This window comes from Sphingobium mellinum (assembly GCF_037860795.1).
In the GTDB taxonomy this organism is placed as follows: Bacteria; Pseudomonadota; Alphaproteobacteria; order Sphingomonadales; family Sphingomonadaceae; genus Sphingobium; species Sphingobium mellinum.
The window spans coordinates 17,738-30,491 of sequence record NZ_JBANRK010000004.1; the positions used below are offsets into that span (position 1 = coordinate 17,738).

General features: G+C 63.8%; 11 protein-coding genes. All 11 read left to right on the forward strand.

Features of this window, described 5'->3' with window-relative positions:
• The first annotated feature begins 116 nt into the window (after positions 1–116).
• Positions 117–779, forward strand: a complete 663-nt coding sequence (gene hisG, locus AAC640_RS07965; RefSeq protein WP_340265588.1) for an ATP phosphoribosyltransferase — start codon at positions 117–119, stop codon at positions 777–779.
• Positions 769–2,058 carry a histidinol dehydrogenase gene (hisD, locus tag AAC640_RS07970; protein WP_340265589.1) on the forward strand — a complete coding sequence of 430 codons (1,290 nt, stop codon included), beginning with the start codon at positions 769–771 and terminating at the stop codon, positions 2,056–2,058. The genes hisG and hisD overlap by 11 nt, the downstream gene beginning before the upstream one ends.
• Before the next feature lie 84 nt (positions 2,059–2,142).
• Positions 2,143–2,589, forward strand: coding sequence for a transcription antitermination factor NusB (gene nusB, locus AAC640_RS07975; RefSeq protein WP_340265590.1), 447 nt, complete (start codon positions 2,143–2,145; stop codon positions 2,587–2,589).
• A gap of 103 nt (positions 2,590–2,692) precedes the next feature.
• A complete protein-coding gene (thiL, locus tag AAC640_RS07980; RefSeq protein ID WP_340265591.1) occupies positions 2,693–3,607 on the forward strand; it encodes a thiamine-phosphate kinase in 915 nt (304 codons plus the stop codon).
• 250 nt (positions 3,608–3,857) lie between these two features.
• The gene (locus tag AAC640_RS07985) at positions 3,858–5,981 is read left to right on the forward strand and encodes a sodium-translocating pyrophosphatase (protein WP_340265592.1); all 2,124 of its coding nucleotides are present in this window, start codon (positions 3,858–3,860) and stop codon (positions 5,979–5,981) included.
• A gap of 158 nt (positions 5,982–6,139) precedes the next feature.
• Positions 6,140–6,820 (forward strand): DUF2490 domain-containing protein, encoded by a 681-nt coding sequence (locus tag AAC640_RS07990; protein WP_340265593.1) that lies wholly within the window; start codon positions 6,140–6,142, stop codon positions 6,818–6,820.
• A gap of 104 nt (positions 6,821–6,924) precedes the next feature.
• A complete protein-coding gene (locus AAC640_RS07995; RefSeq protein WP_340265594.1) occupies positions 6,925–8,049 on the forward strand; it encodes an 8-amino-7-oxononanoate synthase in 1,125 nt (374 codons plus the stop codon).
• Positions 8,046–8,660: a dethiobiotin synthase gene (bioD, locus tag AAC640_RS08000; protein WP_340265595.1), complete on the forward strand. Its 615-nt coding sequence runs from the start codon at positions 8,046–8,048 to the stop codon at positions 8,658–8,660. The genes AAC640_RS07995 and bioD overlap by 4 nt, the downstream gene beginning before the upstream one ends.
• Before the next feature lie 102 nt (positions 8,661–8,762).
• The gene (locus AAC640_RS08005; protein ID WP_340265596.1) at positions 8,763–10,793 is read left to right on the forward strand and encodes a M13 family metallopeptidase; all 2,031 of its coding nucleotides are present in this window, start codon (positions 8,763–8,765) and stop codon (positions 10,791–10,793) included.
• Between the two features lie 176 nt (positions 10,794–10,969).
• Positions 10,970–11,392 carry a DUF4168 domain-containing protein gene (locus tag AAC640_RS08010; RefSeq protein WP_422794968.1) on the forward strand — a complete coding sequence of 141 codons (423 nt, stop codon included), beginning with the start codon at positions 10,970–10,972 and terminating at the stop codon, positions 11,390–11,392.
• A 61-nt stretch (positions 11,393–11,453) separates the two neighbouring features.
• Positions 11,454–12,743, forward strand: a complete 1,290-nt coding sequence (locus AAC640_RS08015) for an adenosylmethionine--8-amino-7-oxononanoate transaminase (RefSeq protein WP_340265597.1) — start codon at positions 11,454–11,456, stop codon at positions 12,741–12,743.
• The last annotated feature ends 11 nt before the right edge of the window (positions 12,744–12,754 follow it).

Here is a 12,754-nt window from a genome sequence, read left to right on the forward strand (position 1 = left end):
CGAGGTCACGGCGTCCGGTGCGCGGCGCCGAAACCTAGGAGTCCGAACTCGCCAGCTTGGGCGGGGCCCCGCCTAACCTTGCCCTTTTGCCTCCCTGCCGGTAAGGCCCGCGCGTCATGACTCGTCCGATTACCTTCGCCATCCCCAAAGGCCGAATCCTCGATGAGGCGCTGCCTTTGCTCGCCCGCGCCGGCATCGAGCCGGAGGCCGAGTTCCATGACAAGAAGAGCAGGGCGCTCCGCTTCGCAACCAATCGGCCGGACGTGTCGATCATTCGGGTGCGCGCCTTCGACGTCGCCACGTTCGTCGCTCATGGCGCCGCGCAGATCGGCATTGTCGGGTCCGATGTGCTGGAAGAATTCGACTATTCGGAAATCTACGCGCCGGTTGACCTCGACATGGGCCATTGCCGCCTGTCGGTCGCCGAGCCGGAAGGCCTTGCCGACGAGGACGAGGCAGCGATGAGCCATGTGCGTGTCGCGACCAAATATCCCTACCTGACCCGCCGCTATTATGAGGCGCGCGGCATCCAGGCCGAATGCGTGAAGCTCAACGGTGCGATGGAACTGGCGCCTTCGTTGGGGCTCTCTCGACGGATCGTCGACCTGGTCTCCTCTGGCGCGACGCTCAAGGCGAACGGTCTCGTTGAAACGCACGTCATCATGCAGGTGTCGGCGCGGCTGATCGTCAATCGTGCCGCCTACAAGATGCGCTCGGCTGAACTCACGCCCTTGGTGGAAGCCTTTCGCAAGGCGGTAGAGGTGCGGGATGCCGCTTAGGCTCGACAGCGGGTCAGCGGACTTCGTCGCAGCCTTCGACGCCCTGGTCGAAGCGCGGCGCGAGGCGGACGAGGATGTGTCGCGCGATGTGACTGCGATCCTGAAGCGCGTGCGCGCCGAGGGCGACGCGGCGCTTGCTGACTACACCAGCCGGTTCGACCGGCACGATCTGGACGCGAGCGGCTGGGCGGTCAGGCCGGCCGAATGTCGCGCGGCGCTCGATGCGATATCCACCGAACTGCGCGATGCGCTGGAACTCGCGGCGGCGCGGATCACAGCCTATCATGAAAAGCAAAGGCCGCAGGACAGCGACGGCGTGGACGCGGCGGGCGTGCGACTGGGCGCGCGCTGGCGGGCGGTGGATGCGGCTGGCCTCTATGTGCCCGGTGGCCGCGCAGCCTATCCCAGTTCGCTGCTGATGAACGTCATCCCGGCCAAGGTTGCCGGGGTCCAGCGCATCGCGATGGTGACGCCGACGCCCAATGGTGAAATCAACCCGCTCGTCCTTGCTGCCGCCCGTATCGCCGGCATCGAGGAGATCTGGCGCGTCGGCGGGGCCCAGGCGGTCGCCGCGCTTGCCTATGGCACACAGCGCATCCGGCCGGTCGATGTCATCACAGGTCCTGGCAATGCGTGGGTTGCGGAGGCCAAGCGCCAACTTTACGGCGTGGTCGGTATCGATATGGTCGCCGGCCCTTCCGAGATCGTCGTCGTCGCCGATGCGAAGAACGATCCGGACTGGATCGCCGCCGACCTGCTCAGTCAGTCGGAGCATGATCCGACCAGCCAGTCCATCCTCTTTGCCGACGATGCGGACTTCGCCGATGCGGTCGCCGCAGCGGTCGAGAGGCGGCTGCCGCTGCTGTCGACGCAGGCCATCGCGGCAACGAGCTGGGCGAATAACGGCGCCATCATCCTGGTGCGTGACTTTGATGAGGCGATCCCGCTGGTCGACCGGCTGGCTGCCGAGCATCTGGAACTGGCGGTCGATGATCCCGACGCGCTGTTCGCGCAGGTGCGCCACGCCGGATCGGTGTTCCTGGGGCGGATGACACCTGAAGCGGTGGGCGATTATGTGGCCGGCCCCAACCATGTGCTGCCGACCGGACGGCGCGCGCGTTTCTCATCGGGCTTGTCGGTGCTCGACTTCATGAAGCGAACGAGCTTCCTCAGCCTGGATACCGCCGCCATCGGCGCGATCGGTCCGGCGGCCGTCGCTCTCGCGCAGGCGGAAGGGCTGCCGGCGCATGCGGCCTCGGTGGCGCTGCGGCTGAAATAATTTCATCCGTTCGGTTCGAGCCTGTCGAGAACCGGATGCGCGGACTTCTCGACAGGCCCGACCCGAACGGAATAGAAGATCCTTATGAACGAACGCTCCAAATCCCGCTCTGCTGCGCGTCTCGCCGCGGTCCAGGCACTCTACCAGATCGAGATGGAGGGCACGCAGCTCAACGCGCTGCTGCACGAATTCCATCAGCACCGCCTTGGCGCGACGATCGAGGACGTGACCTATGCCCAGGCGGAAGAAAGCTTCTTCGACGATATCGTGATCGGCGTCGACAAGCGCCGGGCGGAGATTGACGGGCTGGTCATCGCTCGCCTGTCCAAGGGATGGAGCCTGGAAAGGCTGGACAAGCCCATGCGCCAGATCCTGCGCGCCGGCACCTATGAACTGCTGGCGCGCAAGGATGTGCCGACCGGCACCGTCATCAGCGAATATGTCGATGTCGCTCACGCCTTCTACGACAAGCGTGAGGCAGGGTTCGTGAATGGGCTGCTCGACGCGGTGGCGAAGGATGTACGGCCGTAAGATCAGGAAAGAGGCGTCGGGTCGAGCTTGTCGACGCCGGCTGCTTCTCTAAAAGGAAGAAACGTCCTTCGATACGCTCCGGGCGACCGATCTTAAGGCTGCAATGTCCGCTGAATCCCGCTTTCTGACCCTGCTGCGCCTGCTGGCGAACGATCCTGCTGCACGAGGCTTGCAGGATGACGTGGCGGTTCTGGAACTGGGAGGCGAACGGCTTGTCCTCACCAGCGATACGATCGTCGAGAATATCCACTATCTGCCCGCGGATCCGCCGGCCGACATCGGGTGGAAGCTGGCCGCGGTCAATCTGTCGGACCTTGCGGCCAAGGGCGCAAGGCCCAGGGGATGCCTGCTCAATTATGCGCTGTCCGGCGATGAAGGCTGGGACGCAGCCTTCCTGGAAGGACTGGGCGAAGCGCTCAGCCGACATGCCATGCCTCTGCTGGGCGGCGATACGGTGCGTATGCCCGCCGGTGCGCCGCGCAGCTACAGCCTGACCGCGATCGGCGAGGCAACATGCACGGTTCCCGCCCGGAAGGGCGCGCGGGCCGGCGACCGGCTCTATGTCACCGGACCGGTTGGCGATGCCGGGGCAGGGCTCGAACTCTTGCGGGCTGATCCCGGCGCGACGGGGCCGCTGGTTGGCGCCTATCGCCGCCCGCGCCCGCGCCTTGTGGAAGGGGCACTGCTCGCGCCGCATGTCCATGCGATGATGGATGTGTCGGACGGTTTGCTGATCGACGCGGCGCGTATGGGGCTGGCGAGCGGGCTCGCCGTCGCCATAGACCATATCCCCCTGTCCGCCGCGCTGGAGGCCGCCCGCGGGGCCAGCACGGCAACGCAGATCACCGCCGCGCGCGCGGGCGATGATTATGAGTTGCTCTTTGCCCTGCCGACGACCGTCAAGCCGCCGGTCCGGGCGATCCCCGTGGGTCATTTCGCGGCGGGCGCCGGCCTGTCGCTGGTCATCGATGGTGTGTCGGTGCCACTGCCCGACCGGCTCGGTTGGGAACATGGATAAACAGTCGCAGCCAAGACGCTGATTCAGGTCAATTTCGCGACGTCTTGACGCGGATCATCTTGCCTGTAGCTTGCCACCCATCCTTTCTCAGCCCGGTGGACGCCCCTGATGCGCGCGACCTTGATGCTGATTGATGCGGTGCCTGATGCCGGATACGCGAATTCCGGCCGCCCGCCTTTACGCCATTCGCCCGTCCGTCTTTCCCTGCGGAGCGGTCGATGACAGGGATAACAGGGGGAGAGGAACCTTCATGCAGATTGTCTATATCGCCATAGGGTGCGGCCTGCTGGCCGTTCTCTACGGCCTGTTCACTAGTCGCCAGGTGCTGGCAGCCTCTGCCGGCAACGAAACCATGCAGCAGATCGCAGGCGCCATTCAGGAAGGCGCCAAAGCCTATCTTGGCCGGCAATATACGACCATCGGCATGGTCGGCGTCGTCGTTGCCGCGCTCGTCTTCTTCTTCCTGGGTGCTACCTCGGCCATCGGCTTCCTGATCGGCGCGATCCTGTCGGGATCGGCGGGCTTCATCGGCATGAATATCTCCGTGCGCGCCAATGTCCGCACCGCCGAGGCCGCCCGCGCGTCGCTGCAAAGCGGTCTGACCGTGGCCTTCCGTGCGGGGGCGATCACCGGTATGCTGGTGGCAGGGCTGGCGCTGCTCGCGATCAGCGTCTTCTTCTGGTATCTGACGGGCCCGGCGGGCCATGCGCCCGATGACCGGCTGGTGATCGACAGCCTTGTCGCGCTGGCCTTCGGCGCCAGCCTGATCTCCATTTTCGCGCGGCTGGGCGGCGGCATCTTCACCAAGGCGGCGGATGTGGGCGCGGACCTGGTCGGCAAGGTGGAAGCCGGCATACCGGAGGACGATCCACGCAATCCCGCCGTCATCGCCGACAATGTCGGCGACAATGTCGGTGACTGCGCGGGCATGGCGGCCGACCTGTTCGAAACCTATGTCGTGACCGTGGGCGCCACCATGGTACTGACCGCTCTGCTGGTGACGGGCGTCGATAACGCGTTCCTGATGCGGCTGATGTCGCTGCCGCTGATCGTTGGCGGCGTGTGCATCATCACGTCCATCATTGGCACCTACATGGTGCGGCTCGGGTCCAGCCAGTCGATCATGGGCGCGCTGTACAAGGGCTTCTGGACGACGGCGATCCTGTCGATCCCGGCGCTCTATCTTGCCAGCCAGTTCACTTTGGGCGATCTCAACGCACGCTTCGGCGCCGACCTGGACGGCAGCGGCGGCTATACCGGCATGGCGCTGTTCTGGTCGATGATGGTGGGCCTGGCGGTCACGGGCCTTATCGTCTGGATCACTGAATATTATACCGGCACCAACTATCGCCCGGTCCGCAGCATTGCCCGTGCGTCGGAAACCGGCCACGGCACCAACGTCATCCAGGGCCTGGCGGTCAGCCTGGAGGCTACCGCGCTGCCGACGCTGGTGATCGTGGTCGGCATCATCGCCGCCTATCAACTGGCCGGCCTGATCGGCATCGCCTTCGCCGCGACCGCAATGCTTGCGCTGGCGGGCATGGTAGTGGCACTCGACGCCTATGGCCCCGTCACGGACAATGCGGGTGGCATCGCGGAGATGTCCCATATGGACGATAGCGTCAGGGTGAAGACCGATGCGCTCGATGCGGTGGGCAACACGACAAAGGCGGTGACGAAAGGCTACGCAATCGGCTCGGCGGGCCTTGCCGCGCTGGTCCTGTTCGGGGCCTATACGGAGGACCTGAAATTCTACAACACGGCGCTGGGCCTCACCGAGCCGGTCGATTTCAGCCTCTCCAATCCCTATGTCATCGTCGGCCTGCTGCTGGGGGCTCTGCTGCCCTATCTGTTCGGAGCGATGGGCATGACGGCCGTGGGCCGCGCGGCTGGCGACGTGGTCAAGGATGTGCGCGAGCAGTTCGCCACCAATGCGGGCATCATGGAAGGAACCTCCCGCCCCGATTATGCCCGGACCGTGGACCTTGTCACCCGCGCCGCGATCAAGGAAATGATCGTCCCCAGCCTGCTTCCGGTGCTGGCACCCATCGTCGTCTTTTTCGCCATCTCGGCCGTGGCCGGCAGGCCTAACGGCTTCGCCGCCCTCGGCGCATTGTTGCTCGGCGTCATCGTATCGGGGCTATTCGTGGCGATCTCAATGACCTCTGGCGGTGGAGCCTGGGACAATGCCAAGAAATTCATCGAGGACGGCAATCATGGCGGCAAAGGCTCCGAAGCCCACAAGGCGGCGGTGACCGGCGACACCGTGGGCGATCCCTACAAGGACACCGCTGGCCCCGCTGTTAACCCGATGATCAAGATCACCAACATCGTCGCGCTCCTGTTGCTGGCCGCGTTGGCCCATGCAGTCTGACTCGGCGGCCCGAAGGTGATCAAAGCCCGCCTCCTCAACGGGAGGCGGGCTTTTTTGAGGCCCCATCCGCAACAGAAAGGACATAGGTTAGTCACAATAACGTAACATATAAGTCATAGTCGGCCCACCGTTCGCCAGGGGGCGAGGGGAGAAATTTCATGCGATTGACGTTCAAACTCATGACGGCCGTGGCCGTGCTGGCGCTGCCTGCCGCCGCCCGTGCCAGTGAGGACGAGCAGTTGTGGACCACCGCGAGCGCGACCGTCAAACTCAGCGACAAGTGGCGCTTTTCGCAAGAGGTGGTGGCCCGTTTCAGCGATGATCGCGACGGGCTGTATGAGGTCGAGATGAACTCGCTGATCGGCTACAAGCTGACCAAGAAAGTCACAGTCTGGGCCGGCTATACGCATGATCCCAATTATAATGCCGGTCATTTCGCGGTGATGGAGCATCGCGGTCGCCAGCAGGTCACGTTTGACAATATCCTCAAGGTCGGGCCCGGCCAGTTGAGTGGCCGCCTACGCATGGAGGAGAGATGGCGTGAGGGCGTAAATGGCACGGCGTGGCGCCTGCGACCCTATGTGAAATATGTCGTTCCGTTCCGGGAAGGCGGGAAGACGGCGCTGGTGCTCAGCCATGAAAGCTTCATCGACCTCAACACCACCAATTTTCAGCGTGTGGAAGGAGAGGAACGGATGCGCAACCTGATCGCCATCACCACGCCGGTGGCGAAGAATGTCAATGCGGAGATCGGCTATCTCCATCAGCATGGCTTCCGCCCCAACGCTGCTGACTCGAACGACAATGTTGCGTCCTTCTCTCTGAGCTTCAACTTCTAGAGGCATAATAGACGCCGTCTGTCCGATCGGAGCCAGATCGGCTTTCCAGTCGAATGGTGACATCGGCTTGCCCCCTGGCGCATGGCCGGCCTATAGCGCCGGCCATGACCAGCGAACCCTTCCGCTCGCAACTTTCGGCTCTCGAAAAGAGGGGACGGCTGCGTCGGTTGATGCCTCGCGCTGGCCGGGATTTCGCGTCGAACGACTATCTGGGGCTCGCATCCGACCCGCTAATCGGGCAGGCGATCGCCGACGCGGTGGCGCGTGGCGTGCCGGTAGGGTCTGGCGGCTCCCGACTGCTGCGGGGCAATACGCCCGAGCATGAGGGGCTGGAGGCCAAGGCCGCTGCTTTCTTCCGCACCCAGGCCGCTCTGTTTCTGGCAAACGGCTTTGCCGCCAATGGCGCGCTTTTCTCGACCCTCCCGCAACGCGGGGACCTGATCGTGGCGGACGAACTGATTCATGCCAGCGTTCATGACGGCATCCGCCTGTCCAAGGCGGCGACCGTCTTTGCCCGCCACAACGACGTCCAGAGCTTTGCCGACCTCATCTCCGGCTGGCGGACCGAAGGTGGCAAGGGACGAATCTGGATCGCGGTAGAGACGCTCTATTCCATGGATGGCGACATTGCGCCGCTGTCCGATCTGGCAGCGCTCGCGGCGCGGCACGACGCCATGCTGATCCTGGATGAAGCGCACGGCACGGGCGTGTTTGGACCGTCCGGCCGAGGTCTGTCCGCGGGTCTCGATGGCCTTCACAATGTCGTGACGCTGCACACCTGCGGCAAGGCGATGGGGATCGAAGGGGCGCTGATATGTGGTCCGCGCATCATCATCGACTATCTCATCAATCGTGCGCGAGCCTTCATCTTCTCGACCGCGCCGTCGCCGCTGATCGCGGTGGCCGTCTCGGCAGCGATCGACCGGATCGAGCAAGCCGATGACCTGCGCGCCCGACTTCAGACGTTGCGCGTCGACGCCGCCGAGGCGATCTGCGCGCCGCTGGGCCTGCCGCGGCCGCGCAGTCAGATCGTGCCCGTCCAGTTGGGTGAGGACCGGCGTACCATGGCTGCCGCGGCCGCGCTGCAGGAAGCGGGCTTCGACGTGCGCGGCATCCGGCCTCCGACCGTGCCTTCCGGAACAAGCCGGTTGCGAATTTCGCTGACCCTGAATGTGGGTCGGCCCGATGTACTGGCCTTGGGAGCGGAATTGCGGAGAATTCTGGCATGAGCGTCCTTGTCGTTACCGGCACGGACACCGATATCGGCAAGACCGTGTTCGCCGCAGGACTCGCCGGGGCGCTTAACGCCCATTACTGGAAGCCGGTGCAAGCGGGCATCGATCCGGAGGGAGACAAGGAGAGGGTGGCTCGGCTTTCCGGTCTGCCCGCCACGCATATCCTGCCTGAAGCTTACCGGTTGGCCACCCCTGCCTCGCCCCACCTGGCCGCCCGGATCGATGGTGTGGAGATAAGCCTCGACCGGCTGGAATTGCCGCGCGTGGACGGACCGCTGGTGATCGAAGGTGCCGGCGGCGTGCTGGTTCCCGTCAGCGAAACGCTGCTGATGGCGGATCTGTTTGTTAGCTGGGGAGCGCCTGTCATCCTGTGCGCGCGCACGGCGCTGGGCACCATAAACCATAGCCTGTTGAGCATTGAAGCACTCCGCAGCAGGGGGGTGACCATCGCCGGGATCGCGTTCATCGGTGACCCGCATGCGGAAAATGAGCGCATCATTCCCGCCCTGGCGCGCGTGCCCAGCCTCGGTCGCCTGCCGCATATTGACCCTCTGAACGCAGCGACCCTGCGATCGGCCTTTGCAAGCGGAATCGCCTTGCCCTGACCGTGCCGTCACAAAGCTTCCGCATTTTTTCGGCGAATGACATGGACATAGGGGCTCGCTGGCGCTCAACTCCGTTTCATCGGAAAAGCAAAGGATGCTTTCATGACCAGATTCATCATTGGCTCTGCCGTCTGTGCGCTGGCGCTGGGCGCGTCCATCGCCTCCGCCGACCAGGCGGCGCATCCTGTACCCGCGAAGCCGGCCTATGGCAGCTACGGCTTCGACACGAAGGGCATGGACCCCTCGGTCAAGCCGGGCGATGACTTCTATCTCTACGCCAACGGCACTTGGGCCAGGACCACGCCGGTCCCGCCCGACAAGTCCAACTATGGCGCCTTCAATGTGTTGGATGATCTGTCGCGTGAGCGGACCAAAAAGATATTGGAGGAGGCGAAGGCCCAACCCGGCAGCAAGATCGGCGCCGCCTATGCGAGTTATCTTGATCGTGTGACCGTGGAACGCCGGGGATTGGCTCCGATCAAGCCCTGGTTGGATGAAATCCGGGCGATAAGGGACCGTGCGACCTATGTCCGGGTCGCAGCTGAGGGCGCGCGTGCTGGGGTCCCAGGGCCGTTCGCTTTCCATACCGGCCAAGATGACAAGGCCCCCGACAGCTACATCTTGAATCTGCGTCAGGCCGGCCTTGGCCTGCCAGACCGGGATTTCTACCTGCAACCTGATGCGAAGATGGCGGCCATCCGCTCCGCCTATGTCGCGCATCTCGAGCAGATGCTGACTCTGGCTGGCGAGCCCCACGCAAAGGCGCGCGCGACCGCGCTGATGGCTTTCGAAACAGAGGTTGCGAAGGTCCACTGGACCCAGGTCGAAAGTCGCGACGCCGATAAGACCTACAACAAGATGACCCTGGCTGAACTGGACAAGGCCGCGCCCGGCTTCGACTTCGCAGGCTATTTCGCTACCAATGGCCTCGAGCCGGTCGCCCTGATCGTTGCCCAGCCGAGCGCTGTCGCGGGCGAAGCGGCGCTCATCGCCAGGACTCCGATCGGGGTCCTGCGCGATGCGCTGATGCTGCGCAGCCTCCACGCCCACGCGACATATTTGCCAGATCGTATCGCCGACGCCGACTTTGCATTCTACGGCACCACGCTGTCGGGAACGCCCCAGCGCGAGGAGCGATGGAAGCGCGCTGTCGACTTCCTCAAGGATGCGATGGGAGAGGAAGTAGGAAAAGCCTATGTCGCCCGTTATTTTCCGCCGGAAACCAAGGCGGCGATGGACGAATTGGTGAAGAATGTGATCGCTGCCATGGGCCGCCGTATCGACGGGCTTGCCTGGATGAGTGATGCGGCCAAGGCGCGCGCTCACAGGAAACTCGCCGCTTTCACGCCCAAGATCGGCTATCCCGACAAATGGCGCGACTATTCGGGGCTTGCGATCAAAGCCGACGATCTGTTCGGCAACGCGTTGCGGTCCACCCGCTATGAATTCGACTATCAGATGGGCAAGCTGGGCAAGCCGATCTACCGCTGGGAATGGCAGATGACGCCGATGGAGATCAACGCCTATGCCGATTTCTCGATGGTTGAGATCGTCTTTCCCGCCGCGATCCTGCAGCCGCCCTTCTTTGATCCGCATGCCGACCCGGCCGTCAATTATGGCGGCATCGGTGCGGTGATCGGCCATGAACTAAGTCACCATTTCGATGACCAAGGTGCGAAATATGATGAGACCGGCAAGCTCAATCAGTGGTGGAGTGATGCCGATGTCGCCGCCTTCAAGGCGCTAACCGACAAGCTGGTGAGGCAATATGACGCCTATGAACCGCTGCCCGGTGCCCATATCAAGGGCGCCTTCACACTGGGCGAGAATATCGGCGACCTTGCCGGCGTGGCCGTGGCGCTGGATGCCTATCATGCCTCGCTCAAAGGCAAGCCCGCGCCGGTGATCGATGGCACCACGGGTGACCAGCGCTTCTTCCTGGGATGGGCGCAGGTCTGGCGCCGCAATTATCGCGAACCCAATCTGCGCCAGCGACTTGTGACTGATCCGCATGCGCCTTCGCAATATAGGGCGGATATCGTGCGCAATTTCGACGCATGGTATGCAGCCTTCCAGTCGGAGCCGGGCGGAAAAATCTATTTGGCGCCGCAGGACCGGGTGCGAATCTGGTAACATGTTGGGCGAAAACCGAATCGTTCTCGGCTTGCAACGATCGGCCAGCCGTTGTGGGGAAGCGGCTGGCCGCATTTTATAAGCGACTGTCTCTTTAATGCCACGGCTCGCCGGTTCGCCCTTTAACCTGCTGTGTATCTCTACAATTTTGGGTTCAACCCACTTTGAGGAGAAGCATGTTGACGGGTTTTCATTCTGCCAAGTTTTTGAAGGTCGCGATCGTTTCATGTGCAATGCTGGGCACCGCGCCGGCTCTGGCTCAGGCGGCAGCCGCTCCGGGCGCCCCAGCCGGGGCCACGCCGGCGGCCCCAGCCAGTCCGTCCGCTGCTGCGTCGAAATACAGCGATGCTGATCTCAAGCAGTTCGCTGCCGCTGCGGTAGAAGTGACCAAGATCCAGTCGGATACGACAGTTGCCGCTGCCGACAAGCAGCCCAAGATGCTGGCCGCGCTTCAGGCGTCCGGTATTGCGCCCGAAAAGTTCAATGAAATCGGGCAGGCCGCAGCCGCGGACCCGGCGCTGCAGCAGCGCATCCAGGCCGCCGCTCCGGCTGCGCCCGCTGCCCCAGCGCCGGCGCCGGCGCCGGCGCAGCCGCAATAAGCGAGATAGCACGACAAGGGAGGTACTTGGCCTGACGCGTACAGTCTTTTAAGCGTCGGCCATGGCCTCCCCTGTCTGGCATCCCTTCCACCAATACGGCCTCAACGAGGCTATTCCCCGAATCTCGCGCGGGGAAGGCGCACTGCTGCATCTAGCTGACGGCGGAATGCTGATCGACGCCATCTCCAGCTGGTGGGTAACGACCCACGGTCATTGCCATCCGCGCATCGGCGCCGCGATCGCCGCCCAGGCAGCGAAGCTCGATCAGCTGATCTTCGCGGGCTACACGCATGAGCCTGCCGAGGAGGTCGCCCGCGGGCTGATCGACATCGCCCCCAGCGCGCCCGGCAGTGACCCTCTCACCCATGTCTTTTATTCCGACAGCGGATCGACGGCGGTCGAAGTCGCGCTGAAGATGGCGCTTGGCTATTGGCACAATCGGGCGCTGGACGGCGTTTCGGCGCCGCGCCATCGCATCCTCGTCCTGCAGCACAGCTATCATGGCGATACTATCGGCGCGATGTCCGTGGGGGAAAGGGGGGTTTATAACGCTGCCTGGTCGCCCCTGCTGTTCGACGTCGGGACCATCCCGTTTCCCGCTGAGGGCCAGGAACAGGCGACGCTGGATGCCCTTGCGGCGGCCTGCGCCGAAAAACCCGCAGCCTTCATCGTCGAGCCGCTGATATTAGGTGCCGGTGGCATGCTTATCTACCCGCCGCACGTGCTGCGAGAAATGGCCGCGATCTGCGCGCGTCACGACGTGCTGTTCATCGTCGATGAGGTGATGACCGGCTGGGGCCGCACCGGCACGCTGTTCGCTTCCGAGCAGGCGGGCGTTGTGCCGGACATCATGGCAGTGGCGAAGGGCATCACTGGCGGCGCCATTCCGCTGGCCGCCACGCTTGCCAGCCAGCGCATTTTCGACGCGTACAAATCGACCGACCGGGCGCGTCTTTTCTACCATTCCTCGAGCTATACCGCCAATGCCATCGCCTGCGCCGCGGCGGCTGCCAACCTTGCTATCTGGCGGGAGGAGGATGTCCTGGGCCGCATCGCCGCGCTTTCCGAAGGGATCGCGCGGCGACTTGACGCTGTGGCGGCGCATCCTGCGTTCACCAGGCCGCGACAGCTTGGCACCCTCGCCGCCATCGACCTTGTCACGGCGGATGCTGGCTACCTGTCGGAACTGGCGCCGCGCCTGCGCGCCTTCTTCCTGGAAAGGGGCATCTTGCTGCGACCGCTCGGCAACACCATCTATCTGATGCCGCCTTATTGCATCGACGCAGGCCAGCTCGATCAGCTGTTCGCGGCACTCAATGACGCGGGCGATCGCTTCCGCGTCTCACCCTGACTTTCATTTTC